Raw genomic sequence first — 24,679 nt, 5'->3', positions numbered from 1 at the left:
CCTCGGGGCCGCGCATAGCGGCCCCGTTGCATTGGGGCGCGCGGCAGCGCCCCGTACAATGGCAGGCACCCTACTACACAGGTGCCGACCATGCGCATCACGCATCTCGTTCCCGGCCTCGGCGCGCTCGCGCTGGCCGCCGCCCTGCTGTCCCCCGCCGCGGCCCAGGCCGCGCCCGCCGCCCCCGTTTGCGAAGTCGACCGGCCCGTCCGTTTCAGCGGACTGAACTGGGAATCCAATCTTGTCCTGGCCGGCATCGAGCGCTTCGTGCTGGAACACGGCTACGGCTGCAAGACGTCTGTTGAAATCGGCGAAACCCTGCCCATGCTGGCCGCGCTGCAACGCGGCGACGTCGATGTCACGCCCGAGGTCTGGCCCGGCCAGATCGAAGGCGCCTGGAAGAAGGCGCTGGCCAGCGGCAAGGTGCTGGGCGTGGGCCACGTCTATGACGCCGGTGAAGGCTGGTACGTGCCGCGCTACACCGTCGAGCGGCACCCGGAGCTCAAGTCCGCCGCCGACCTGGCGCGCTTCAAGGAGGTGTTCGCGGACCCCGAAGACCCGGGCCGCGGCCGCATCTACGGATGCCCGGCCGGCTGGGCCTGCGGCACGCTGAACGACAACCTGCTGCGCGCGCTGAAACTGGACAAGGACTATTCGCTGTTCGCGCCCGGCTCCGGCGCCGCGCAGAAGGCCGCCATCGTGTCGGCCTACAAGCGCAAACGCGACATCGTCTTCTACTACTGGACGCCCACGTCGCTGGTTGGCGCGCTGGACCTGGTCAAGCTGGAACTGCCCGCGTTCGACCAGGCGGCCTACACCTGCATGACCGATCCCAAGTGCGCGGACCCCGTGCCCACGCAGTTCAAGCCCAATCCGGTCGTCACCGGCGTGAACGCCGATTTTGCCAAGCAGGCGCCGCGCGTGACCGAGTTCCTGTCCAAGCTGACGGTGCCCGACGAAGCCATCGACGCGACGCTGGGATGGCTGGAAAACGAGGGCAAGGAGCCGGAGGACGCCGCGCGCTATTTCCTCAAGCAGTACGCGCCCGTCTGGCGGCAATGGATGCCCGCGGACGTTGCCGATCGCGTGCAGGCGGCGCTGGCCAAGGAATAGCAGTCCGGCTCATGTATTCTGGCGATTCGGCGTTCTGGACCCGCTTCGCGCCCGATCGCCAACCCGATTCAAGCTAAGGATGACAATCATGGATGCCTTGTTCTGGCACAACGGTCACTGGACCACTGAAAACCCCAAACTGCTCGGCCCGGCCGACCACGCCTTCTGGATGGCCAGCATGGTCTTTGACGGCGCGCGCGCCTTCCGCGGCCTGACGCCCGACCTGGACCTGCACTGCCAGCGCGTCGTGCGCTCGGCCGAAAAGATGCTGATGAAGCCGCAGATGGCCTGGAAAGAAATCCAGGACCTGTGCCTGCAGGCCGTGGCGCGTTTCCCCGAAGGCTCGGAGCTCTACATCAAGCCCATGTTCTTCTGCGCCGACGGCTTCCTGCTGCCGGACGCCGACAAGACCCAGTTCGTGCTGCATGTGTTCAAGGTGCCGATGCCGGGCGACCAGGGCTTTTCCGCCTGCTTCTCCAGCTTCGCGCGCTCGTGGCCCAACATGGCGCCCACCGACGCCAAGGCCTCGTGCCTGTACCCCAACGGCCAGCGCGCCATCCGCGAAGCCGCCGAAAAGGGCTTCGACAACGCCATCATGCTGGACGGCGCGGGCAACCTGGCCGAGTTCGCCACCAGCAACCTGTGGCTGGCCAAGGACGGCGTCGTATCCACCCCGGTGGACAACGGCACGTTCCTGAACGGCATCACGCGCCGCCGCGTGCTGGCGCTGCTGAAGGCCGATGGCATCGAGGTCCAGGAACGCAGCCTGACGCGCGCCGACGTCGAAGCTGCCGACGAAGTGTTTTCGTCGGGCAACTACGGCAAGGTGGTGCACGTAAACCGCGTCGAGGACCGTGCGCTGGAATACGGCCCGATCGCGCGCCGTGCGCATCAGCTGTACATGGAGTACGCGGAAAGCACGCGCCGCTGACAACGCAGCCGGAAGCCCGCGCGCACCCGCGCGGGCCGTCAGGCAAATAACAGCAAGGCGGCGTACGCTGTGGGCTTCCGACCGTGAGGCCCGATCATGCAAAGCAGACGCGAATTCCTGCGCCACAGCGCCACCCTGACCGGCGCCGCCGCCCTGTCGCTGTTTCCCCCCGCGATCCGCCGCGCGCTGGCCATTCCGGCCGACCGCCGCACCGGCACGATCCGCGATGTCGAGCACATCGTGATCTTCATGCAGGAAAACCGTTCGTTCGATCACTATTTCGGCGGGCTGGCGGGCGTGCGCGGCTTTGGCGACCGCTTTCCCATCCCGGTGCCGGACAGCCCCGATGCCCGGCATCGCACCGTCTGGGCCCAGTACAACGACAAGCCGGATGAAGGCGCGCCGCGCACCGTCCTGCCGTACCGGCTTGATACGCGCGAAGCCTACGAGGCCATGCGCGTGGCGAGCACGCCGCACACCTGGTCCAACGCGCAGGACGCCTGGGACGCCGGCCGCATGGGCAACTGGCCCGCCGCCAAGAAGAACCATTCGATGGCCTACTACACGGAAGGCGACCTGCCCTTCCAGTACGCCATGGCCCGCGCCTTCACCGTTTGCGACGCCTACCATTGCTCGTTCACTGGCGGCACCAACACCAAGCGCCTGTTCCTGTGGACCGGCACCAATGACGGCCTGGCGCGCGGCAATGGCCCGGCGATGGGGAATGTCTACAACAAGCTCACCGGCGGCGACCCGGCCGGGGCCTACACCTGGACGACGTATCCCGAACGGTTGGAGCGGGCCGGCGTGAGCTGGCGCATCTACCAGAACATGGCGGACAACTATTCGCTCAATCCCACGGCGGGCTTCAAGGCCTATCGCGATGCGTACCAGGAACTGCCGGGCGCGCTGGCGGCGCTCAAGCACAAGGCGCTGGCCACGCGCGACCTGGACCTGCTGCGCCAGGATGTGCTGGACGGCACGCTGCCCCAGGTGTCCTGGATTTGCGCCACCAAGGCGGGCTCCGAACATCCCAGCCCGTCCAGTCCCGCGCAGGGCGCCGACTACACGGCGCGCGTGCTCGACGCGCTGACCGCGAGTCCCGCCGTGTGGAGCAAGACGGTGCTGCTGCTGATGTTCGACGAGAACGACGGCTTTTTCGACCACATGCCGCCCCCGGCGCCGCCATCGCGTCTTCCCTCCGGCGAGCTGGCCGGCGCCTCCACGGCCGACACCGCGGGCGAATATCACGAACATCTATCCGGCGTTGAAAAGGACGACACGCCGGCGCATCTGCATGGCGCCTACGGGCTGGGGCCGCGCGTGCCCATGTATGTGTTGTCGCCGTGGACCAAGGGCGGCTGGGTCAATTCGCAGGTGTTCGATCACACGTCGGTGTTGCGCTTCATCGAGCGGCGCTTCGGCGTGGCCGAGCCGAACATCTCGCCGTGGCGGCTGGCGGTCTGCGGCGATCTGACCAGCGCGTTCGATTTCGCGGCGCCCGACGACGGCAACCAGCTGCGGGGCCTGCCCGCCACGGCCGAACGCGCGGCCCGCGCGGCCGCGCTGACGGGCACCGTCAAACCGCCCGCCCCACTTGACCCCGCGCCCGCCCGCCAACACGCCGGCACACGCCCGTCGCGCACGCTTCCCTATGCGCTGCAGGCTCACGCCCGCGTTCAGGACGATGGCGTCACCCTGCTGTTCGAAAACGTGGGCACGGCGGGCGCGGTGTTCCACGTCTACGACCGGCTGGACCTGGAGCGCGGACCGCGCCGGTACACCGTGGAGGCCGGCAAGACGCTCGACGGCACGTGGCCCGCCGCGCCAGACGGGCGCTATGACCTGTGGGTGCTGGGCCCCAACGGCTTTCACCGGCACTGCGCCGGGCGTATCGGGCAGCCGTCGCTGGCGGTCGTGGCGGCTTGCGACGGCGCGGGCGCGCGGCTGCGCGTGTCATTGCATAATCCGGGCACCCGGCCGCGCGTCTACCGCATCGACGCCAATGCCTATGGATACCCCGGCAACACCGAAGCCGAGCTGGCTGCCGGTGAATCCCGCGAGCTTGCCTGGGAAATGTCACGCAGCGGCGGCTGGTACGACATCAGCGTGCGCGACGCGCAGGATCCGTCCTTTCTGCGCCGCTTTGCGGGGCGCATCGAAACCGGCGCCGACTCGACATCGGATCCCGCGATGGGAGAGGAATTGATCGTGCGATGGACGCCCGTGCCTTGACGCCGCCCGCTGAAAAAACGGCGCCGCCGCGCCATTCGTCGGCAAGCCGCGCCGTAAAAGAAAACGCCGGCCCCTCGCGGCAGCCGGCGTTCTGCTCTGGCGCGTGGCGTCAGGCCGCTTCGGCGCCCTTGCCCAGCCCCAGGTAGCTTTCGATAACCTTGGGGTCACCAGCCAGCTCGCGCGCCGGGCCATGCAGAATGACCTCGCCGGTTTCCAGCACGTAGCCGTAGTCGGCCACCTGCAGCGCCGCGCGGGCGTTCTGCTCGACGAGCAGGATCGCCACGCCAGTCTCGCGCAGGCGCGCAATGATGTGGAAGATCTCGCGCACGATGCGCGGCGCGAGGCCCAGGCTGGGTTCGTCCAGCATCAGGAGTGTGGGCTTGGCCATGAGCGCGCGGCCCACGGCCAGCATCTGGCGTTCGCCGCCCGACAAGGTGCCGGCCTGCTGGGCGCGGCGCTCGCGCAACCGCGGAAACAGGTCGAAGACTTCGTTCAGCGTGTCGCGCCAGCCGCTTTCACGGGCGCGATACCGGCGAAAGCCGCCGAGCAGCAGGTTGTCTTCCACGGACATGGTGCCGAAGAGTTCGCGGCGCTCGGGCACCAGCGACATGCCGGCCGCCACGCGGCGCTCGACCATCCAGCCCGACACGTCCGCGCCGGCGTAGTGCACGGCGCCGGCGGCGTGGCCGGTCTGCGGCAGCGAGCCCATGATGGCGTTGAGCATCGTGGACTTGCCGGCGCCGTTGGCGCCGATCACCGTGACGATGCTGCCGGCCGGCACGCTGAGCGAGGCGCCAGCCAGCGCGCCGACCTTGCCGTAGCGGGCCGACAGGTTGCTGACTTCCAGGACGGGGGAATTGGTTGCGCTCATCAAACACCTCCCGCCGGCACGGCCTTGGCCTGGTCGGCCTCGGGCAGGTCGTCATCGATCCCGCCCAGGTAAGCCTCCAGCACCGCCGGGTTCTTTTGCACGTCGGCCGGCACGCCTTCGGCCAGCTTCGTGCCGAAATCCATCACCACGAGGTGGTTGGTCAGGCGCATCACAAAATCCATGTCATGTTCGACGAGCAGAATGCTCATGCCTTCCGCGCGCAGCTGTTCCAGCACGCGCGCCAGGTCCTGCTTTTCCTTGTAGCGCAGGCCGGCGGCAGGCTCATCGAGCAGCAGCAGCAAGGGATCGCAGGCCAGCGCTCGGGCGATTTCCAGGATGCGCTGCTGGCCCAGCGCCAGGTTGCCGGCCTGTTCGTACAGATATTCACCCAGGCCCACGCGCTTGAGCTGCTCGGCCGCCTCATGCAGCAGCTGTGCTTCGCGCGCACGGTCCGAATGCAACGCGCCCGACAGCACGCCCACGTCCGAACGCAGGTGCGCGCCCAGCGCCACGTTTTCCAGCACGGTCATGCCCGGCAGCAGCTGCACGTGCTGGAACGTGCGGCCCACGCCCATCTTGGCGATTTCGCGCGCCGAGCGGCTGTCGATGCGCTGGTCCATGAACGTGACCTGGCCCCGCGTCACGGGCAACACGCCGCTGATGAGGTTGAAGGTGGTGCTCTTGCCGGCGCCGTTCGGGCCAATGAGACCCATGATCTCGCCAGAACGCACCTTGAAGGTGATGTCGTTCACGGCCACCAGCCCGCCGAATTCCTTGCGGATGGCATCGACTTCCAGCACGACCTGGCCGGGCTGCGGGCGCTCGCGCGTCGGCAGGGCCGGGGCCGCCGCGGGCGGCGCCAGGTTGCGGCGCGAGCCATCGGCGCCGGTGATGCTGCCCCACCAGCCCGACAGGATCGGCCACAGGCCGTTGCGCGCGTACTGCAGCATCAGGATCAGCAACACGCCGAAGACGATCATCTCGAAGTTGGCGTTGGTGTCCAGCAGCTTGGGCAGGAGGTTCTGCAACTGGTCCTTCAGCACCAGGATGACGCTGGAACCCAAGAGGGCGCCCCAGACGTAGCCCGCGCCCCCGACCACCGCCATGAACAGGTATTCGATGCCGTAGTTCAGGCCGAAGGGGCTGGGGCTGACCGCGCGCTGCATGTGCGCATAGAGCCAGCCCGACAGGCAAGCCAGCAGCGCCGCCCAGACGAAGATCACGATCTTGTACGCGGCGGTGTTCACGCCCATGGACTCGGCCATGCCCGCCCCGCTCTTCAACGCGCGGATGGCACGGCCAGGACGCGAGTTGAGCAGGTTGCGCGTGGCCCACAGCGCCAAGAGGACGCAGACCCAGATCAGGTAGTAGATGTGGCGGCCGCTGGCCAGCGACATGCCGAAGATGCTGATGGGCTCGATGCCGGCAATGCCGTCATGCTTGCCCAGCCAGTCGATGTTGCCGAACAGGTAATACAGCGACAGGCCCCAGGCGATGGTGCCCAGCGGCAGGTAGTGACCCGACAGGCGCAGCGTGATCGCGCCCAGCAGGTAAGCCACGGCGGCGGTCAGGATAAGGCCCGCGGGCAGCGCCAGCCAGGGCGACACGTCGTATTGCGTCGTCAGGTAGGCCGTCGTGTAGGCGCCCAGCCCCACGAACGCGGCCTGGCCGAAGGACGTCAGGCCGCCGACGCCGGTCAGCAGCACCAGGCCCAGCACGACCAGGCTGGCCAGACCGATGTAGTTCAGTTGCGTCACCCAGAATTCGGGCGTGGCCGACACCATCGGCAGGCCCGCCAGGACGACGAGAAAAACAGCAAGCAGAATGCGGTTCATGGCTTATTCCTCTTCGTCCGCGTGATGGGTGCTGAACGAACGCCAGACCAGAACCGGGATGATCAGGGTGAAGACGATCACTTCCTTGTATGCGCTGGCCCAGAACGACGAGAAGGATTCGAGCACGCCGACGAGCAGCGAGCCGGCCGCCGCGATGGGATAGCTGGCCAGACCGCCAATGATGGCGCCGACGAAGCCCTTCAGGCCGATCAAAAAGCCCGTGTCGTAATAGACCGTGGTGATGGGCGCGATCAGCATGCCGGACATGGCGCCGATGCCCACGGCCAGCGTGAACGTCAGCGAACCCGACATGTTGGTGCTGATGCCGACCAGGCGCGCGCCGCGGCGGTTGACGGCGGTGGCGCGCAGCGCGCGGCCGTACAGCGTCTTGCCGAAGAAGATCCACAAGGCCAGGATGAGCAGCGCGCACGTGGCGACGACGAACAGGCTCTGCGCGGACCACGTCATGAAGCCCAGGTCGACCTGCCCGCTCACGAATGCGGGCGTGCGCCAGCCTTCGGCGCCAAAGAACACGAGCGCCAGGCCCATCAGCGCGAAGTGCACGGCGACGGAAACGATCAGCAGCACCAGCACGGTGGCTTCGGCGAGCGGCTGGTAGACGATGCGGTAGACCATCGGGCCCATCGGAATCACCAGCAACAGCGTCAGCAGCATGTTCAGCCACAGCGAGTTCTCCGGACCGGTATAGCTACGGGTCAGCCAGAACAGCGCCAGCGGCAGCACGACGCAGGTCGCAATGGTCTTGGGCAGGGCCGCGGCGCTACGGGTGCGCACGGCGCGCATCAGCTCGAGCGCCAGGCACACCAGGCCCAGCAACGGCAGCAGGTAGGCGGTGCCCGGCACCTTGCCGTCGACCAGCATGGCCAGGGTCAGGGCGCCAAACGCCACGAACTCGCCCTGGGGAATGAAAATGACGCGCGTGACGGCGAAAACCAGTACCAGAGCCATGCCCAGGAGGGCATAGATGGCGCCGTTGACGACACCGTCTTGCAGCAGGATCAGCGCAATTGATGAATCCATCTAACAACTACCTTGTGGTTTCTTGGTGTTCCGGCCCCACCCGGAACACTGATACGACACACCGGCCGGAAAGGCCGGTGCGAAGTCCTGCCGGGCGCGGCGCGGCGGGCGGTGTGCCGCCCCCGCGCCTCGGGCGCCCGCTATGGGCAGCCCGCGCTCGGGCGATCCTGGGGCATTACAGGCCGGGCTGGTAGACCCACTTGCCGTTTTCCACCTTGACCATGACGCGCGAGCGCTCGTCAAAGCCGGCGTGGTCCGTGGGCGACATGTTGAACACGCCTTGCGACACGGCCAGGTCCTTCACGCCTTCCAGCGCGTCGCGCATCGCGGCACGGAATTCGGGCGTGCCGGGCTTGGCGCCCGTCTTGAGCGCCACGGGCAGCGCGGCGACGACCAGTTGGCCGGCATCCCACATGTGGCCGCCGAACGTGTTGGTCGAACCGGCGCCGTTGGCCTTTTCGTAGGTTTCCACGTAGGCCAGGGCCGACTTCTTGACCGGGTTGCTGTCAGGCAGTTGCGCGGCGACCAGCAGCGGGCCGGCCGGCAGGTACATGCCGTCGCAGTCCTTGCCGCAGACGCGCAGCACGTCGTTGTTGGCGGCGCCGTGGGTCTGGTAGATGGTGCCGCCGTAGTTGCGGGCCTTCAATTCCTTTTGCGGCAGCGCCGACGGGGTGCCGGCGCCGGCGATCAGGATGGCGTCGGGCTTGGCGCCGACCAGCTTGAGCACCTGGCCCGTCACGCTGGTGTCGGTGCGGCCGTATTTTTCGATGGCGACGATCTCGATGCCCTTGGCCTTGGCGGCCTTCTGCATCACGTCCAGCCAGCCGTCGCCGTAGGCGTCGGCAAATCCGATGAAGCCCAGCGTCTTGACCTTGGACTTGGCCATGGCGTCAGCCAGGGCGCCGGCCATCAGTGCGTCGTTCTGCGGGGTCTTGAAGACCCAGCGGCGCTTGTCGTCCACGGGTTCGACGATCTTGGCGCTGGCGGCCACGCTGATCATCGGCACCTTGGCTTCGGCGGCCACATCGACCATCGCGAGCGAGCCCGGGGTGATGGACGTGCCGATCAGCACGTCGACCTTGTCGTCGGAAGCCAGCTTGCGCGAGTTCTTGACGGCCTGCGTGGTGTCGGTGGCGTCGTCCAGCACGATCCATTCGATCTTCTGGCCGGCGACTTCCTTGGGCAGCAGGGCCACGGTGTTGCGCTCGGGGATGCCCAGCGAGGCGGCGGGGCCGGTGCTGGCAACCGTGACGCCAACCTTGACCTGTGCGCTCGCCAGAAGCGGCAGAGTCAGGGCTACAGCGGCGGCGGCCGCGGACAAGCCGAAGTGCTTGCGCATGTTTTTGTCTCCTGTGGTTGGCTCTTATGTGCCTCGAACGAGGCGAAGCGAGCCTGTTTAAAGTTATACAGAAAAAAATATTATATGGTTAAAACAGTATCAGATGACGTAGCGCAACTACGGTAATTCCCTGATGTGCTACGGAAATCGTGATTTGGCAAACGCATTTGTTAATGGCGAACTTGTACTTGAAAGGGTCGCAGGCGTCATGTTGGGGGATTCCCTTGGGGCGACGGGGGTTTTCAAGTGGGGCTCAGCGGCCCAGCATCGGCCACACCCGTTCGACGCGCGACGCAACCCAGGCGGCCACCACGGCCTTGACCAGATCGCCAGGCAGGAACACCGCGACCGCACCGGCGGCCTTGGCCATGTCCATCTTCGCCACCGCCGCCAGCCACGGCACGCCAAACGCGTACACCACCGCAATGCCGCCGACGACGCAGGCGGCCACGTAGCCCGCCAGCCCCATCCACGTGCCCGCTGCACGCGCGGCCAGGCGGCGCGCCAGCCAGCCCGTCACGAATGCGCCGGCCACCATGCCGACCAGGAACCCGCCCGTCGGACCGAAGAACGCGCCCAGTCCGCCGCGGCCGCCCGGCAGCACGGGCAGGCCGACCGCCGCCAGCGCCAGATACAGCAGGCACGCCAGCGCGCCACGCACGGGGCCGAGCATGGCGCCGGCCAGCATCGCGCCAAGCGTCTGCAAGGTGATGGGCACGGGAATGCCGGGCATGGGAATGGGCGGCATCAGGCTCAGGACGACGATCAGCGCCGCAAACAACGCGACCAGCACCGTATTGTTCGATTTCATGGAGTTCCCCTCGGGTATGAATGTTGGGCGCGTGCGGTCAGAAGCTGCGCGCGTCGATCGCTTCAGACACTTCCTGGGCCCGCTTCAAGGTCAACACGATCAGCGGCACGATCAGCGCGACCGGGTTTGCGCCCAGACCGCGCGCGGCCTGCGCCTCGCGGATCTCCTGGAAATTGCGCCAGATCTCCGGCACGAAGCGCAGCGCCAGCGCAAGGGCCAGCGCGACCTTCTCGGCATCGACCAGCCCCGTGCGTTCCAGCGGCCGCAAGGTCCGCTCGCAGACGGCAATCAGGTCGGACGTGCGGGTGGACAGGGTCACGGCAAGGGCCAGTCCGACCATTGCCGCCACACGCAGCACGACGGCCAGGGCCTCGATCGGCCCCTGGAACCAGCCGGTGAACAGCGCCACGGCCAGCAGCACCCAGAGCAGCCCGCGCACCTGGCGCCACACGACCGCTGCCGCGACGCCCGTGGACCAGACCATCGCCACCGAGACGCCGAAGGCAAACGCCAGCCAGAGCGGATCGCGAAGCAGGAACAGGCCCGCGCCCGCCGCCATCAGCGCCAGCAGCTTCACCCATGCCGGCAGCCGGTGCAGCGGTGTGTTGCCCGTGACGTACAGCGGCTCCATCATGCGCAGTGCTCCCGGTACCAGCGCAGCGCGGCGGCAGGCGTGTCGTCGGCGGCGATCGCGCCGTCACGCACGACCAGCACGCGATCGAAATCCTCAAGCAGCTCCAGGTCATGGGTCACGACGATGGCGTCGTGGGGCAGCCCGTCGATGGCGGCGCGCACCCGGTTGCGGTTGCGCAGGTCGAGTTGCGTGGTGGGTTCGTCAAAGACGATGAGCGCGGGCTCCATGACCAATACGGCGGCCAGCGCCACCAATTGGCGTTCGCCGCCGGACAGCGTGTGGCTGCTGCGGTCGGCCAGATGGCCCACGCCCAGCCGGTTCAACTGGCTGTCGATGCGGGCCTCGCGCTCGTGGCGGTCGGGCGCCAGGCGCTTCAGGCCGAACGCCAGGTCTTCGCGCACGATGGGAAAGACGATCTGGTTTTCCGGGTTCTGGAAGACGAAGCCGACGCGCGCGCGCACGGCCTTCAGCTCTTGCCGCGTATCCAGCCCGTCCACGCGCACGCTGCCCGACGTGGGCGCCACCAGGCCATTGACCAGCCGCGCCAGCGTGCTCTTGCCGGCGCCGTTGGGACCGACGATGCCGACGCGGCGTTCGGCCAGGGTGACGCTCACCCCGCGCAACACTTCCGCCTGGGGCGTCGACACTACCGCCTGGTCAAACTCGATTAACATGGGGCGGGATTATGCCCGAACCATTTCGGGCATCGCGACTCCAAGAGCTCATATGGAAAAAGTACGCAAAACCGACGCCGAATGGCGCGCCCAGCTTTCCCCCGAAGAATACGTGGTCACCCGCCAAAAGGGTACCGAACGCGCATTCACCGGGCGCTACTGGGATACTTTCACCCCTGGCATCTACCGTTGCGTCGGCTGTGGCACCGCACTATTCGCATCCGACACCAAATTCGACGCCGGCTGCGGCTGGCCCAGCTACTTTCAGGCGCTGGACCCCGAACTGGTGCGCGAAGAGCGCGACATCAGCCACGGCATGGTTCGCACCGAAGTGCTGTGCAACGTTTGCGACGCCCACCTCGGCCACGTCTTTCCCGACGGTCCCGAACCCACCGGCCTGCGCTACTGCATCAATTCCCTGTCGATGACGTTTGAGCCCCTAGAAGACTGATGAAGAAGTTCCTGTTCGACCTCTTTCCGCTGCTCCTGTTCTTCATCGCCTACAGGTATACGGACATCTTCACCGCCACGGGCGTCGCCATGGCGGCCGCGGTGGCGCAGATCGTCTGGCTCAAGGCCACCGGGCGCCCCACCGAGGCCATGCACTGGATCAACCTGACGGTCATCCTGGTGTTCGGCGGCGCCACCATCTGGCTGCACAGCGACGTCTTCATCAAATGGAAGCCCACGGTGCTGTACTGGATGTTCGGCGGCGCGCTGGTCTTTGCCCGCCTGTTGTTCAAGCGCAACCTGATCCGCCGCCTGATGGAAAAGCAGATCCAGCTGCCGGACGCCGCGTGGGACAAGCTGAACATGATCTGGGCCGCCTTCTTCCTGATTGCCGGCGCGCTCAATCTGTATGTCGCGTTCTCAGGTCACTTCACCGAATCCCAATGGGTCAGTTTCAAGGCCTTCGGCCTCATGGGACTGATGATCGTCTTCGTGATTGGCCAGTCCCTGTGGCTGGGCAAGCACATCCAGACCGAGGAAAACACGCCGGCCAACCCGGGCGCCACGCCGCCCGGCAAGCCCTGAGCTCCCATGCCAGAAACTACCGACCGCATTGCCCTGATCCGGGAGCGCCTTGCCGCCCTGGAACCCGTCAGCCTGGACATCCTGGACGACTCCCATTTGCATGCCGGCCACGAAGGCAGTAAAAACGGCGCCGGCCATTACCGCGTCATCATCGTAGCGCCTTGCTTTACGGGGCTCTCCGCCGTTGCGCGGCACCGGCTGGTGTATCATCATTTGCAAGATTTGATCCCCTATCCGATTCATGCGCTTGCGCTTGACGCCCAGGCTCCCAAATAGAAAGTAAAAGGATATTCATGAAACGCATCGTCATGCTGGCTGCGGCCTGCGTCATCGCCGTGCCGGCTTTTGCGCAAAACGTGGCAACCGTCAACGGCAAGGCCATCCCGCAAAAGAGCCTGGATCAATTCGTCAAGCTCCTGGTCGGCCAAGGCGCCACCGATTCGCCCCAACTGCGCGAACAGGTCAAGCAGGAAATGATCAACCGCCAGATCTTCGTGCAAGCCGCCGAATCCAGCGGCATCGCCAAGCAGGCCGACGTCCAGACCGAAATCGAACTGGCCCGCCAAGGCATCCTGGTCCGCGCGCTGATGGCCGACTACCTGGCCAAGCACCCGGTCACGGACGCCCAGGTCACCGCCGAATACGAGAAGATCAAAAAGGAACAGGCCGGCAAGATGGAATACAAGGTCCGCCACATCCTCGTCGAAGACGAGAAGAAGGCGAACGACCTGCTGGCCCAGTTGCAGAAGAACAAGGGCAAGTTCGACGACCTGGCCAAGAAGAACTCGAAGGACCCGGGCAGCGCCGAAAAGGGTGGCGATCTGGGTTGGGCGCCTCCGACCAACTACGTGCAGCCGTTCGCGCAAGCCGTGACGCAGCTCAAGAAGGGCCAACTGGTCGACAAGCCGGTCCAGACCCAGTTCGGCTGGCACATCATCATGGTTGACGACACCCGTCCGGTCGAATTCCCGCCGATGGATCAGGTCCGCCCGCAGCTGGAAGAAATGCTGCGCCAGCAAACCCTGGCCGACTACCAGAAGCAACTGCGCGACAAGGCCAAGATCCAGTAAGGTCTGCGCTGCTCAAAAAACTGCCCGCCGATCGCGGGCAGTTTTTTTTGCGCTCGGCAATGTGCTCAGGTGTCAGACACCCTATGAGACGCCGCCGCAAGCTGCCGATCCTCTCTGCAGGGGGTCTGACACCGTCCCAAGACCATCTCGACCCAGGTGTCAGACACCCCCTGAAACGCTGCCTCAAACTGAAGACCATCTCTGCGGGGTGTCTGACACCGCCCCCCCCCAGCAAGCAACAAAAAGGGCTGCACGCCGGTGGCGTGCAGCCCTTCTTCATTCGATGTCGGCAGCGTCCTGGCTAGGAAATGCCCAGCAGCGCCTTCAGTCCGTCTTCATCCAGCACCGGCACGCCCAGTTCCTGGGCCTTGGTCAGCTTGCTGCCGGAATCTTCGCCCGCAACCAGATAGGCCGTCTTCTTGGACACCGAGCCGCTGACCTTGCCGCCCGCGGCTTGGATGTGCATCGAGGCCTCTTCGCGCGTCCAGTTGGGCAGCGTGCCGGTCAGCACGAAGGTCTTGCCGGCCAGCGTGGTGTCTTGCGGCGCGGCTTCGGCCACCGGGTTCACGCCCTGCGACTTGAGTTGCTCGATGACGTCGCGGTTGTGCTGCTCGGCAAAGAAATGCCGGATCGACGCGGCCACCACGGGCCCCACGTCCGGTACCGACGACAAGGCGTCTTCGTCCGCGTCCATGATGGCGTCGATGCTGCCGAAATGCCGCGCGACGTCCCGCGCCGTGGTTTCGCCCACGTGGCGGATGCCCAGCGCGAAAAGCAGCCGGGACAGGTTGGGCGAGCGCGCCTTCTCGATGGCGGCCACCAGGTTGTCCGCAGACTTCTGGCCCATGCGGTCCAGGCCCACGAGTTCCAGCGGACGCAGGCTGTACAGGTCCGCCAGCGTCTTGACGCGGCCGCTGTCCACCAATTGGTCCACCAGCTTTTCGCCCAGGCCTTCGATATCCAGGGCCTTGCGGCTGGCGGCGTGCCACAGTGTCTGCTTGCGCTGGGCGCCACAGAAAAGGCCCCCGGTGCAGCGCGCGATGGTCTCGCCTTCCAGGCGCTCGATGGCCGACTCGCAGACCGGGCATTGCGTGGGCATGACGAATTCACGCGCATCGTCGGGCCGCTTTTCCAGCACCGGGCCCAGCACTTCGGGAATCACGTCGCCCGCGCGCCGCACGATGACGGTGTCGCCAATGCGCACGTCCTTGCGGCGGATCTCGTCTTCGTTGTGCAGCGTGGCGTTGGTGACGGTAACGCCGCCCACGAACACGGGCTTGAGCCGCGCGACCGGGGTGATGGCGCCGGTGCGGCCCACCTGCACTTCGATGTCCACCAGCGTCGTGGTGGCTTCTTCGGCCGCGAACTTGTGCGCCAGCGCAAAGCGCGGCGCGCGCGCCACGAAGCCCAGCACCTTCTGCGCGGGCAGCGAATCAACCTTGTAGACCACGCCGTCGATGTCGTACGGCAGGGTGGCGCGCAAGGCGCCCACCTTGGCGTAGAAGTCCATCAGGCCTTGCGCGCCGGTTGCGCGATGGTTGTGCACCACATTGACCGGCAGTCCCAGCGAGGACAGCCACTCCAGCATGGCGCCGTGAGATTTCTCGGGCAGTTGCGACGCCTGCGCCGCGCCCGCGGAGGCTTCGTCGAACAGGCCGCTCTGCGAGCCGGGCAAGCCCTGGACCTCGCCCCAGCCGTAGGCAAAGAAACGCAGCGGCCGCTTGGCCGTGATGCGCGGGTCGAGCTGGCGCAGGCTGCCTGCCGCCGCATTGCGCGGGTTGACGAAGACCTTTTCGTCGCGCTTGGCCTGCGCGGCGTTCAGCTTTTCGAAGTCGGCGCGGTTCATCAGCACCTCGCCGCGCACCTCCAGCACCTTCGGGGCCGCGCCCTTCAACTGCAGGGGAATTGCCTTGATCGTGCGGATGTTGGACGTGACGTCCTCGCCGGTCTGGCCGTCGCCGCGGGTGGCGGCCTGCACCAGGCGGCCGTCCTCGTAGCGCAGGCTGATCGCCAGGCCGTCGAGCTTCAGTTCACAGAAATAGTCTGGCTGCTGCGCGGGTCCCAGCATGCCGGCGCCACGCAGCGTCTCGGTGACGCGGCGGTCGAAGGCGGCCACCTCTTCCTCGGAAAACGCATTGTTCAGCGACAGCATCGGCACCACGTGGCGCACGCTGCCAAACGCGGAGACTGGCGCCGCGCCCACGCGCTGCGTGGGCGATTCCGGCGTCACCAGTTCGGGATGCTCGGCCTCCAGGGCCTGCAATTCGCGCATCAGCCCGTCGTACTCGGCGTCCGAGACGGAAGGCTCGTCGTAGACGTAGTAGCGGACGTTGTGCTGTTCGATTTCGGCGCGCAGGCGCGCCGCGGCTTGCGCCGGGTTCTCGCCGGACCTGCTTGCCATCAGGCAAACACCCGCTGGGCGCGCTCGCTGCCGGCGGGCAGACCCGCTTGTTCGAGTTGGCCGAAGAGAACCTGCAGGCGCTCGTCGATGACGGCTTCAGAGCCATCGGCCAGGGGCTTGCCCTGATCGTCGACCAGCTCGGCGCGCAGGCGCGACGCCAGGTCGCGGCCCACGTCGACCATGCGGCCAAAGGCTCGGGTGTCGGCCGGGCTGCACGGCACGTCCAGCAGCAGGTACAGGCGTTCGATGCCGCCCATGCCCGCGTCGAACGCCGCGCCGTCTGCGCGGGCCAGCGTGAAGCGGGCCACGCCGTTTTCGTTGGGCCACGCAAGGCGGTTGCCGTCGGCGACGAAACCGACGTCGCGCGCCACGGCCAGGACTTCGGCTGCCGGTTGGGCCGAGCCCAACAGCAGCGTCAGGCCAACCTGGGTATCCAGTGCGGCGCAGGTGTCGTCCAGTCGGGCGCCCTGCTCCAGCACGGCCTGTTGGTCGGGGCCTTCGATCGTGGCGTCGAAGCGCTCGGCCATGTCCTGGGCACGCGCCCAGGCTTGCGACCATTCGATGGCGGTCAGGGGACCGCTGCGGTTGGCCAGCAGCACGGCCAGCTGCATGGAGGCATAGGATTCGCCGGGATGGACGCGCGCGCGGTGGCGGCGCTGGTCGGTTTCGGCGAACACCCGCATGGGCTTGCGGCCCACGCTGCGCAGGCTTTGCATGTAAGGCAGCAGATCCGCGCCGCGCACCGCGTCGGCAAAGTTGATCTCGATGACCACTTCGCACGCGGGATCGGGTTCTTCCGCGTCGTCGGCATCGCTGCCGGGATCGACGGGGGCCGGTTGGCCGGGCTGCGCGCGCGCGGGCTCACCGCCCATGCCGGGCTCGCGCCGGGCCACATTGGCCGTGGCGGCGCCCGCCGCCCCCGCGCCCAGCAACGGATCCTGTTCGGAGGTGGGGAAGTGGCTCTGCATCTTGCGGCGCACGCGCCGGTCCTGCCACCAGTTGAATCCCAACACCAGCAGTATCAGCAAGACGCCCAGGGCTATCAGCCCGATCTGCAAATCACTCATGTATAAATCCCGCGCCTGGAAGGCGGCGCCTTTCTCAATATTGGGTTTATGCCGCTTCGGAGGCCATCATCTGGACGGCCGAATCTATGTCTACCGCAACGATACGCGAAACCCCTTGCTCTTGCATGGTTACACCGATCAATTGCTTTGCCATTTGCATCGCGATCTTGTTGTGCGAGATGAAGAGGAACTGTGTCTGCTCGCTCATGTTGGCGACCAGATTCGCATAGCGTTCGGTGTTGGCGTCGTCCAGCGGCGCGTCCACCTCGTCGAGCAGGCAGAACGGCGCGGGGTTCAGCTTGAACAACGCGAACACCAGCGCCGTCGCGGTCAGCGCCTTTTCGCCGCCCGACAGCAGATGGATCGTGCTGTTGCGCTTGCCCGGCGGCTGCGCCATCACCTGCACGCCCGCGTCGAGAATTTCTTCGCCGGTCATGCTGAGCTTGGCCTCGCCCCCGCCGAAGAGCTTGGGGAAGAGATCGCCGAAGTGGCCGTTGACGATGTTGAACGTCTCTTGCAGCAGTTCGCGCGTCTCGCGGTCGATCTTGCGGATGGCGTCTTCGAGGGTCTCGATGGCGGTCATCAGGTCCTGGTGCTGGGAATCCAGGAAGCCCTTGCGTTCGCGCGAGGTGTTCAGCTCGTCGAGCGCGGCCAGGTTGACCGAGCCCAGCGCTTCGATCTGGCGCGAGATGCGGCCGACTTCCTGTTGCAGCCAGCTGGCGCGGCGCCATTCGTCGGGTTGGTTGGCCAGGAACTGGGCCAGCTCCTCGCGGTCGACTTCGCGCGCGTTGAGCTGCTCCGTGAACTGTTCTTCAGCCAGGCGCGCAGCCTGCTCCTGCAGTTGCAGTTCCATGATGCGCGCGCGGCGCGGCTCCAGCGTCTGCTCCTGTTGCTGGCGGTCCTCGTCGGCGCCGCGCAGCAGGGCTGCCAGGTTTTCGAGTTCCTGGCGGGCGCGCGACAGCGCTTCCTCGCGCTCGGCGCGCATTTCCAGGGCATCCTGCAAGCCGGCCTGCGACGCGGACGCGTCAAGCTCCGCCAGGTCGCCCATCAACTGTTCCAGCTCGACCGCGCCGCGCTGGCTCTGGTCTGCGGCCAGTTGCTGGTTGCGCTGCAGGTCGGTGATGCGGACCTGGATGCCGCGTTCGGCGAATTCGGCTTCCTGGGCAGCGCGCTCCAGTTCGCGCAGACGGGTGCGGGCCGCCTCGGCTTGCGCCGCCAGCGTCTCGCCGTCCATCTCGGCATCGGCGAACTTGGACTGGTGCTCGGCGAGTTCTTCGTCCAACGCTTCGAAGCGGGCCTCGGCCTCTTCGCGCGTGGCGCGCAGGTCTTCTTCGTGCGCCTTGATTTCTTCCAGGTCCTGACGCAGGCGCGAGGCGCGTTCGCCGGACTGTTCGGCCTGCTGCTGCAGCCGCGAATGTTCCAGCTGAATGTCGTGCACGCGGCGCGTGACTTCGGCCACACGCGTGCGCGCCGGCGAGATGGCCTGGGACACCTGCTGCCAGGCGGCTTCGGCGCGGGCAACCGCGGCGCGGGCCTGGTCGGCGATCAGTTGCTGGGCCTTGATCTCGCGCTGCAGGTTTTCGATTTCCTGCTGGCGCGCCAGGAGGCCGGCCTGCTCGGAGTCGGGCGCGTAGAAACGCACGCTGTGCGCGTCGATCAGGTGACCGGCCTTCACCACGCAGGCAGCGCCGGCGGGCAAGGTGGCGCGCAGGGCCAGGGCCTGGGTCAGGTCATTGGCCGTATAGACGCCGGCCAGCCATTCGTTCAGCAGCGTGCGCAGGTCGGGATCGGTGATGCGCAGCAGGCTGGCCAGCGGCGTGAAACCGGCCGGCGCCGGCGGCGTGGGCGCGGCGGCGGGCAGTTGATAGAACGCCAGCCGGGCGGGCGGCGCGTCGTCGGCAAAGGCGCGCGCCCAATCCAGATTGCGCACTTCCATGGAAGCCATGCGTTCGCGCAGCGCCGATTCCAGGGCGGTTTCCCAGCCCGGTTCGACGTGCAGCTTCTGCCACAGGCGCGACAGTCCGGCGAGTTCGTGCTTGGCCAGCCAGGGTTCGAGCGCGCCCTGCTTCTGCACGTCGTCCTGCAGCTTGACCAGCGCGGACAGGCGGGCTTCCAGGCGGGCCAGGTTCTGGGCTTCGGTCTGGGCGGCGGCCTGGGCGCGGCTGCGCTCGGCGTCGGCCTCGGGCACGCGGCCCTCCAGGACGGCCAGTTCTTCCTGGGCGGCTTCGAGCTGGTCTTCGCCCGCGGCGCGGTCGCCGGCCAGTTGTTCCAGGCGCTCGGGATCGGGGCTGTGCAGTTCGCGCAGTTCCTGTTGCAGGCGCTCGCGCCGCTGGTCCAGGGTCTGCATCTGGCGGTCGGCGTCGCGCTGGGTCTGCGCGACCAGCGCAAGGTTCTGCTCGACACGGGCCAGAGCCGCCCGCATCTCGTCGCGGCCGGCGGCGGCTTCGCGCACGCGCTGCTCGACCGAGGGCAGGCCCGCCTGTGCGTCTTCCGCGGTGGCGCGCGCCTCTTCGGTGCGCGCGGCGGCCGCGGCCAGGTCGTCTTCGGCCTGGGCGATCTGTTCGGTGCAGTGCTCGCGCTGGCTGGTCCATTCGGCGATCTGCTGCTGAAGCTGATCACGGCGGGCCTGCAGGCGGTTGCGGGAATCGACGACGTGGCGGATCTCGGCTTCCAGGCGGCTGACCTGGGCGTTGGCCTCGTACAGGGCGCCCTGCGCGGTATGGACGGCGTCGCTGGCGGCGTAGTGGGCCTGGCGCCGGGATTCCAGCGCGGCCTCGCCCGCACGCAGCCCGGCAATGGCGGCTTCCAGTTCGTTCTGGGCCTGCGCCATTTCCTGCGCCTTCTTGGCGCGTTCCTCGCGGGCCCCGGTTTCCTTCAGCAGCCACAGCGAATGCTGCTTCTTTTCGCCGTCGGCCTGGAGCTCGCGGTAGCGGGTGGCCACTTCGGCCTGGGCTTCCAGCTTTTCGAGCTGGCTGTTCAATTCACGCAGGATGTCTTCGACGCGGGTCAGATTCTCGCGCGTGTCGGACAGGCGGTTTTCGGTTTCGCGGCGGCGTTCCTTGTAGCGCGACACGCCGGCCGCTTCTTCCAGAAAGACCCGCAGTTCTTCGGGGCGGGCTTCGATCAGGCGGTTGATCATGCCCTGCCCGATGATGGCGTAGCCACGGGCGCCCAGGCCCGTGCCCAGGAAGATGTCGTGGATGTCGCGGCGGCGGACCTGCTGGTTGTTGACGAAATAGCTGCTGGTGCCGTCCCGGGTCAGCACCCGGCGCACCGCGATCTCGGCGTAGCTGCTCCATTGGCCGGCAGCGCGCCCCTCGCTGTTGTCGAACACCATTTCGACCGAAGCCCGGGCGGCGGGCTTGCGGTTGCCCGAGCCATTGAAGATGACGTCCTGCATGGACTCGCCGCGCAGTTCCGATGCCTTGGCTTCGCCCAGCACCCAGCGCACGGCGTCGATGATGTTCGACTTGCCGCAGCCATTGGGTCCCACCACGCCGACCAGCTGGCTGGGCACGGGGATGACGGTGGGGTCGACGAAGGACTTGAAGCCGGCGAGTTTGAGCTGAGTAAGGCGCACAGTACGATGACGACGGGGTGGGTTGAACGAAAGGCGTTAACGGACCTGCCGCACAGATTGCAAACCGGCCCAAGAAGGGCCGGCTCTCATATGGGTCGTATGATACCGCAGGCGGTCTCCACCCTGACCTCGGCGCCGGGCAACCCGCGGGCAAACGCGCAATGGCTCGGGGCAAGGGTCCGGCTATACTCCCTGACACTTTTTGGCACGACACATAATTTTCACGCGGACTGGCCAGCCTCTGGCCAAAGATCGGGGACATTCTTGAAACGTGGTTTCTATCTGGTCATGGCGGCGCAGGCCTTCTCGTCATTGGCGGACAACGCGCTGTTCATCGCAGCGATCGCGCTGATACAGGAGCTGCACGGTCCTGACTGGCTGGCCCCGATGATGAAATGGTCGTTCGCGCTGGCCTATGTCGTGCTGGCCGCGTTCGTCGGCGCCATCGCGGACTCCTACCCCAAGGGCCGCGTGATGTTCTCCACCAATGCCCTGAAGGTGGCCGGCTGTCTGCTGATGTTCTCGTACGCCAGCATCGGCGTCGCCCCCCAGTACCAGACCTGGCTGGTCTGCGCCGCCTACGGCGTGGTGGGCATCGGCGCGGCGGCCTATTCCCCCGCCAAGTACGGCATCGTGACGGAAATGCTGCCGCCCACCATGCTGGTCAAGGGCAACAGCTGGATCGAGGGCCTGACGGTCTTCTCCATCATCCTGGGCACCGTGCTGGGCGGCCTGCTGATCTCCTCGTCCGTTTCCACCGCCCTGCTCAGCCACTCCTTCATCGGCAAGCTGGTCCACACGCCGGCCGAGGCCGCCATCCTCGTCATCGCCTTCGTGTACCTGCTGGCGGCGCTGTGCAACCTGATGATTCCCCGCACCCACGTGCGTTATCCGCCGCAGCAGAAGAACCCCGTGCGCCTCGTGCGCACGTTCTGGGGCTATGTCTGCGTGCTGTGGAAGGACAAGCTGGGGCAGATCTCGCTGGCCGTCACCACCCTGTTCTGGGGCGCCGGCGCCACGCTGCAGCTCATCGTCATCGAATGGGGCCGCAGCCACCTGGGCTACCAGCTCGACAAGGCGTCGATGCTGATGGGCGTGGCCGCGCTGGGCACGGTGGTCGGGTCGATCCTGGCCGGCCGCATCCCGCTGCGCCGCGCGCTCGCCGTGCTGCCGGTCGGCGCCATGATGGGCCTGGTCGTGCTGCTGATGCCGCTGGTCTACCAGCCCTGGAGCGTCTATCTGCTGCTGTTGCTGACGGGCGGCCTGGCCGGTTTCTTCGTGGTGCCCATGAACGCCCTGCTCCAGCACCGCGGCCACGTGCTGCTGTCGGCGGGCCATTCGATCGCCGTGCAGAACTTCAACGAACAGCTCAACATCCTGCTCATGGTGGCCATGTATACGCTGCTGCTGTGGCTGGAACTGCCGATCAACGTGATCATCGTGATCTTCGGCTCTGTCGTGGCCGTGCTGATGGTGGTCTTCATGCGCTGGAGCAAGCGCAACATGCAGGCCAACCCCGACCTGCACGACCAGATCGGACAGGAAGGCCACGGCCGCGCACTGGATACCACCCACTAGGCCGCGCGCGCCAACCACTTGATCTTCCAGCAAAAAACCGGGCTCTCGCCCGGTTTTTTCATTTGCCGCCGGTCCGCTACAGTTCGCGGGCGGCCAGCTTCAGGTCCTGCCAGGCACGCGCCTTTTCTGACGGGCTGCGCAGCAGATAGGCCGGGTGGTAGCTCACGACGACCGGAATCTGCGCGCCCTCGTCCGTCTTCAAGTGATGGACGCGGCCCCGCAGGCTGCCGATGGTGGCGTCCGTGCCCAACAGCGTCTGCGCGGCAAACCGCCCCAGCACCAGGATGCGCTCGGGTTTGAGCAACGCGATCTGCCGCATCAGATACGGGCTGCAGGCGGCGATTTCCTCGGGCTTGGGATTGCGGTTGCCCGGGGGACGGCACTTGATGACATTGGTGATGAAGACGTCCCGCTCGCGGCTCATGCCCACCGCCGCCAGCATGGCGTCCAGCAACTGGCCCGACCGGCCCACGAAGGGCTGGCCCTGGCGGTCTTCCTGTTCGCCGGGCGCTTCGCCCACCACCAGCCAACGGGTCGGCTGAGCGCCCTGGCCGACCACCGCATGACGGCGGCCCTGGCACAGGCCGCAGGCCGAACACGCCACGACCTGCGCGGCCAGCTGTTCAAGATTGGCGTCCTTGACGGCCTCGGCCACCGGAATGGGCGGTGGCGCTTCCTCCTGGACTTCGACCTTCGGCGCCGGCCGCGGCGGCGGGCCGGTGCGGTTCAGGATCGAGGCGGGAATGGCCGATGATGCGCGCCCGGATGGCGGCTCTGCCGGCGTGGCGGCGGGCGCGGAAACCTGGGCAGCCTGCGCGGGCGGCGCAATCGTTGGAACCGCAGAGGGCGATTCGGCCGGGGCCGGCGCGACGACGGCGGATTGGGGTGCCGCAGCGGGCGCGCCGCCGGACAGGGCCGAGGGCGCCGCCACGGGGGCCGGCGCCGATGCGCCGACAGCGGGCGCAACGGGCGTCTTGATGGCCGGCGCGGCAGGCGGCGTACGCAGCCACAGCCGCTCCATGCCGAGCTCGCGCAGCCAGATGCGCTGCAACGGGTTGATGCGGGGCGGCGCAGGGCGCGCCGCGGCGTCCACCGGGTTCATGCTTGGGCTCCGTCGGCGTGGCCAAAGCGCTTTTGCATGACGATGGCATCCTCGCGGCCGCCCTTGTCAGCCGGGTAATAACCACGGCGCACACCGATCTGCAGGTAGCCGTGGCCCTTATAGAAACTGATGGCCGAGGCGTTGGACGGCCGCACTTCCAGCAGCAGGCCTTCAAGCCCCCGCTCGCGCGCCTGCTGTTCACACCAATTGAGCAGCACGCCACCCAGCCCCTGCCGGTGCAGGTCCCGCGCCACGGCAATCACCAGCAGGTGCGCCACGTCGGGCGCATACATCAGCACGCAGAATCCGGCCAGTTTGCCCTCGCGCCGCAACGTCCAGGCGCCGTAGCCCGACGCCAGGGCGTCAGCGAAATTGCCGCGCGTCCAGGGGAACGCCTGAACTTGCGCCTCCAGCGCCACGACTTCCTCCAGGTCCGCCTGCGTCATGGGCTGCGGCACCGGCGTGGCGAGCGATGGCTGGGCTTTGGGATTGCCGCCCTCGCCACGCAGGCGCTCGGCGGTGGTGAACGCCACCTTGTCCCGCACATACAGGGGCGCGGCCAGCTCGGGCGCCAGGGTTTCGCCCCGTAGCCAGCCCTGGCGGGCAAGGCGCGCCACGCTGGCTGCCTGCGGCCGCTGGGCATCGACGGCACGGCGCCATTCGGCGGGCGCCGCCATGTCGGCGGCGTAAGCATCCCAGGCATCCCCGGCCAGCAGCGGCGCGATCGGCTGCCCGGCCCGCGCCGACCAGATCGGCAAATGGTGCGCCGTCCAGGGCACGACCTCGGCGGCGGCAATCAGCATCGGCGCCTGCAGGGTTTCCCAGACGGATTCATCCCCCGCCGCAGCGCTGCGGCGGTAGACTGCGAGATAGACCTCGTTCATGCGGGCGTCCAGCGCCACGACCACGGCCTCGCCAGGGGTGCCATCGACGTCTGCGGCCACGGCCTGGTGCGAAACAATAGGCAACACCGGGATGCCCAGCCCCAGCGCCATTCCCTGGGCGACGCCGCAGGCCACGCGCAGGCCGGTGAAGCCGCCGGGCCCCTGCCCGAACGCGACGGCGTGCAGCCCCGATGCGGCGATGCCGGCCTCGGCAAGCAGCGCATCGGCCATAGGCAGTAGGCGCTCGGCATGTTCCTGGGAACCTTCGTGTTCGCGGACGCTGATCTCCAGGCGGCCGTCGACCGCCCGCAAAAGGGCCACGCCACATCGTGACGACGAAGTTTCCAGTGCCAGCAGGTTTAGTTCCATAGATGCAGATTGTACGAAATAAGGCGCTGTTACCCCCGGGTGTAAGGGGGATTTCAACCAGGGATCGCAATGTGTAATATCTTGTGAACGCCCTCTAGCCCCCGGTTCT

20 protein-coding genes are annotated in these 24,679 nt (G+C 67.2%); 8 read left to right on the top strand and 12 right to left on the bottom strand.

The window, feature by feature from the left end:
- Positions 1–90: 90 nt before the first annotated feature.
- From H4P35_RS05820 to H4P35_RS05810, 3 genes are all read left to right on the top strand, one after another.
- Positions 91–1,113 carry an ABC transporter substrate-binding protein gene (locus tag H4P35_RS05820; protein WP_175156296.1) on the top strand — a complete coding sequence of 341 codons (1,023 nt, stop codon included), beginning with the start codon at positions 91–93 and terminating at the stop codon, positions 1,111–1,113.
- 88 nt (positions 1,114–1,201) lie between these two features.
- Complete coding sequence (locus tag H4P35_RS05815; RefSeq protein WP_226848399.1) at positions 1,202–2,044, top strand: branched-chain amino acid aminotransferase; 843 nt, start codon at positions 1,202–1,204, stop codon at positions 2,042–2,044.
- Between the two features lie 96 nt (positions 2,045–2,140).
- Complete coding sequence (locus H4P35_RS05810; RefSeq protein ID WP_226848398.1) at positions 2,141–4,279, top strand: phosphocholine-specific phospholipase C; 2,139 nt, start codon at positions 2,141–2,143, stop codon at positions 4,277–4,279.
- Between the two features lie 109 nt (positions 4,280–4,388).
- On the opposite strand, the gene H4P35_RS05805 is transcribed toward H4P35_RS05810, so the two are convergent.
- From H4P35_RS05805 to H4P35_RS05775, 7 genes are all read right to left on the bottom strand, one after another.
- The gene (locus H4P35_RS05805) at positions 4,389–5,150 is read right to left on the bottom strand and encodes an ABC transporter ATP-binding protein (protein ID WP_056321805.1); all 762 of its coding nucleotides are present in this window, start codon (positions 5,148–5,150) and stop codon (positions 4,389–4,391) included.
- Entirely contained in the window at positions 5,150–6,985 is a 1,836-nt protein-coding gene (locus tag H4P35_RS05800; RefSeq protein WP_175156298.1) for an ATP-binding cassette domain-containing protein, read from the bottom strand. Before H4P35_RS05800 ends, H4P35_RS05805 begins: the two co-directional genes overlap by 1 nt.
- Before the next feature lie 3 nt (positions 6,986–6,988).
- Positions 6,989–8,026, bottom strand: coding sequence for a branched-chain amino acid ABC transporter permease (locus H4P35_RS05795; RefSeq protein ID WP_223574568.1), 1,038 nt, complete (start codon positions 8,024–8,026; stop codon positions 6,989–6,991).
- A gap of 175 nt (positions 8,027–8,201) precedes the next feature.
- On the bottom strand, positions 8,202–9,365 hold the full coding sequence (locus H4P35_RS05790; protein WP_056321798.1) for an ABC transporter substrate-binding protein: 1,164 nt from the start codon (positions 9,363–9,365) through the stop codon (positions 8,202–8,204).
- A 253-nt stretch (positions 9,366–9,618) separates the two neighbouring features.
- Positions 9,619–10,176 carry a biotin transporter BioY gene (locus H4P35_RS05785; RefSeq protein ID WP_180099025.1) on the bottom strand — a complete coding sequence of 186 codons (558 nt, stop codon included), beginning with the start codon at positions 10,174–10,176 and terminating at the stop codon, positions 9,619–9,621.
- A 37-nt stretch (positions 10,177–10,213) separates the two neighbouring features.
- A complete protein-coding gene (locus tag H4P35_RS05780; RefSeq protein WP_152383680.1) occupies positions 10,214–10,810 on the bottom strand; it encodes an energy-coupling factor transporter transmembrane protein EcfT in 597 nt (198 codons plus the stop codon).
- The gene (locus H4P35_RS05775) at positions 10,807–11,484 is read right to left on the bottom strand and encodes an energy-coupling factor ABC transporter ATP-binding protein (protein ID WP_152383679.1); all 678 of its coding nucleotides are present in this window, start codon (positions 11,482–11,484) and stop codon (positions 10,807–10,809) included. The genes H4P35_RS05780 and H4P35_RS05775 overlap by 4 nt, the downstream gene beginning before the upstream one ends.
- A 52-nt stretch (positions 11,485–11,536) precedes the next feature.
- Between H4P35_RS05775 and msrB the strand changes: the two genes are divergently transcribed.
- From msrB to H4P35_RS05755, 4 genes are read left to right on the top strand one after another with little or no spacing between them, the layout of a single operon-like run.
- On the top strand, positions 11,537–11,935 hold the full coding sequence (msrB, locus tag H4P35_RS05770; RefSeq protein WP_056321785.1) for a peptide-methionine (R)-S-oxide reductase MsrB: 399 nt from the start codon (positions 11,537–11,539) through the stop codon (positions 11,933–11,935).
- A complete protein-coding gene (locus H4P35_RS05765) occupies positions 11,935–12,519 on the top strand; it encodes a septation protein A (protein ID WP_056321782.1) in 585 nt (194 codons plus the stop codon). Before msrB ends, H4P35_RS05765 begins: the two co-directional genes overlap by 1 nt.
- 6 nt (positions 12,520–12,525) lie before the next feature.
- Entirely contained in the window at positions 12,526–12,795 is a 270-nt protein-coding gene (locus tag H4P35_RS05760; protein WP_062840527.1) for a BolA family transcriptional regulator, read from the top strand.
- Between the two features lie 17 nt (positions 12,796–12,812).
- Positions 12,813–13,589: a peptidylprolyl isomerase gene (locus H4P35_RS05755; protein ID WP_180099022.1), complete on the top strand. Its 777-nt coding sequence runs from the start codon at positions 12,813–12,815 to the stop codon at positions 13,587–13,589.
- Positions 13,590–13,890: 301 nt separating this feature from the next.
- Here H4P35_RS05755 and ligA read toward each other — a convergent pair whose 3' ends face one another.
- The 3 genes from ligA to smc are packed head-to-tail and all read right to left on the bottom strand — an operon-like array spanning position 13,891 to position 20,637.
- Entirely contained in the window at positions 13,891–15,990 is a 2,100-nt protein-coding gene (gene ligA, locus H4P35_RS05750) for an NAD-dependent DNA ligase LigA (protein ID WP_226848397.1), read from the bottom strand.
- The gene (locus H4P35_RS05745; protein WP_056321771.1) at positions 15,990–17,057 is read right to left on the bottom strand and encodes a cell division protein ZipA C-terminal FtsZ-binding domain-containing protein; all 1,068 of its coding nucleotides are present in this window, start codon (positions 17,055–17,057) and stop codon (positions 15,990–15,992) included. The genes ligA and H4P35_RS05745 overlap by 1 nt, the downstream gene beginning before the upstream one ends.
- 46 nt (positions 17,058–17,103) lie before the next feature.
- Positions 17,104–20,637: a chromosome segregation protein SMC gene (gene smc, locus H4P35_RS05740; RefSeq protein ID WP_056321768.1), complete on the bottom strand. Its 3,534-nt coding sequence runs from the start codon at positions 20,635–20,637 to the stop codon at positions 17,104–17,106.
- A 264-nt stretch (positions 20,638–20,901) separates the two neighbouring features.
- Between smc and lplT the strand changes: the two genes are divergently transcribed.
- A complete protein-coding gene (gene lplT / locus H4P35_RS05735; protein WP_056321765.1) occupies positions 20,902–22,215 on the top strand; it encodes a lysophospholipid transporter LplT in 1,314 nt (437 codons plus the stop codon).
- Between the two features lie 76 nt (positions 22,216–22,291).
- On the opposite strand, the gene H4P35_RS05730 is transcribed toward lplT, so the two are convergent.
- Together H4P35_RS05730 and tsaB are read right to left on the bottom strand one after the other, a co-directional pair.
- Positions 22,292–23,317: a uracil-DNA glycosylase gene (locus tag H4P35_RS05730; RefSeq protein ID WP_180099020.1), complete on the bottom strand. Its 1,026-nt coding sequence runs from the start codon at positions 23,315–23,317 to the stop codon at positions 22,292–22,294.
- Complete coding sequence (tsaB, locus tag H4P35_RS05725; protein ID WP_226848396.1) at positions 23,314–24,570, bottom strand: tRNA (adenosine(37)-N6)-threonylcarbamoyltransferase complex dimerization subunit type 1 TsaB; 1,257 nt, start codon at positions 24,568–24,570, stop codon at positions 23,314–23,316. Before tsaB ends, H4P35_RS05730 begins: the two co-directional genes overlap by 4 nt.
- Positions 24,571–24,679 lie beyond the last annotated feature (109 nt).

It is taken from the genome of Achromobacter sp. 77, from assembly GCF_020541125.1.
GTDB classification, from domain to species: domain Bacteria; phylum Pseudomonadota; class Gammaproteobacteria; order Burkholderiales; family Burkholderiaceae_B; genus Achromobacter; species Achromobacter mucicolens.
The sequence above is the reverse complement of the archived record's forward strand: the minus strand, read 5'-3'. Positions and strand labels throughout refer to the sequence as shown.

Bases quoted from the DNA above. Each gene is read 5' to 3' on its own strand.
- H4P35_RS05810 (WP_226848398.1), top strand. From the start codon at position 2,141: ATGCAAAGCAGACGCGAATTCCTGCGCCACAGCGCCACCCTGACCGGC.
- H4P35_RS05815 (WP_226848399.1), top strand. From the start codon at position 1,202: ATGGATGCCTTGTTCTGGCACAACGGTCACTGGACCACTGAAAACCCC.
- H4P35_RS05790 (WP_056321798.1), bottom strand. From the start codon at position 9,365: ATGCGCAAGCACTTCGGCTTGTCCGCGGCCGCCGCCGCTGTAGCCCTG.
- tsaB (WP_226848396.1), bottom strand. From the start codon at position 24,570: ATGGAACTAAACCTGCTGGCACTGGAAACTTCGTCGTCACGATGTGGC.
- H4P35_RS05820 (WP_175156296.1), top strand. From the start codon at position 91: ATGCGCATCACGCATCTCGTTCCCGGCCTCGGCGCGCTCGCGCTGGCC.
- H4P35_RS05760 (WP_062840527.1), top strand. From the start codon at position 12,526: ATGCCAGAAACTACCGACCGCATTGCCCTGATCCGGGAGCGCCTTGCC.
- H4P35_RS05805 (WP_056321805.1), bottom strand. From the start codon at position 5,150: ATGAGCGCAACCAATTCCCCCGTCCTGGAAGTCAGCAACCTGTCGGCC.
- H4P35_RS05785 (WP_180099025.1), bottom strand. From the start codon at position 10,176: ATGAAATCGAACAATACGGTGCTGGTCGCGTTGTTTGCGGCGCTGATC.
- H4P35_RS05795 (WP_223574568.1), bottom strand. From the start codon at position 8,026: ATGGATTCATCAATTGCGCTGATCCTGCTGCAAGACGGTGTCGTCAAC.
- H4P35_RS05800 (WP_175156298.1), bottom strand. From the start codon at position 6,985: ATGAACCGCATTCTGCTTGCTGTTTTTCTCGTCGTCCTGGCGGGCCTG.
- H4P35_RS05730 (WP_180099020.1), bottom strand. From the start codon at position 23,317: ATGAACCCGGTGGACGCCGCGGCGCGCCCTGCGCCGCCCCGCATCAAC.
- msrB (WP_056321785.1), top strand. From the start codon at position 11,537: ATGGAAAAAGTACGCAAAACCGACGCCGAATGGCGCGCCCAGCTTTCC.
- ligA (WP_226848397.1), bottom strand. From the start codon at position 15,990: ATGGCAAGCAGGTCCGGCGAGAACCCGGCGCAAGCCGCGGCGCGCCTG.
- H4P35_RS05775 (WP_152383679.1), bottom strand. From the start codon at position 11,484: ATGTTAATCGAGTTTGACCAGGCGGTAGTGTCGACGCCCCAGGCGGAA.
- H4P35_RS05765 (WP_056321782.1), top strand. From the start codon at position 11,935: ATGAAGAAGTTCCTGTTCGACCTCTTTCCGCTGCTCCTGTTCTTCATC.
- H4P35_RS05755 (WP_180099022.1), top strand. From the start codon at position 12,813: ATGAAACGCATCGTCATGCTGGCTGCGGCCTGCGTCATCGCCGTGCCG.
- H4P35_RS05780 (WP_152383680.1), bottom strand. From the start codon at position 10,810: ATGATGGAGCCGCTGTACGTCACGGGCAACACACCGCTGCACCGGCTG.
- H4P35_RS05745 (WP_056321771.1), bottom strand. From the start codon at position 17,057: ATGAGTGATTTGCAGATCGGGCTGATAGCCCTGGGCGTCTTGCTGATA.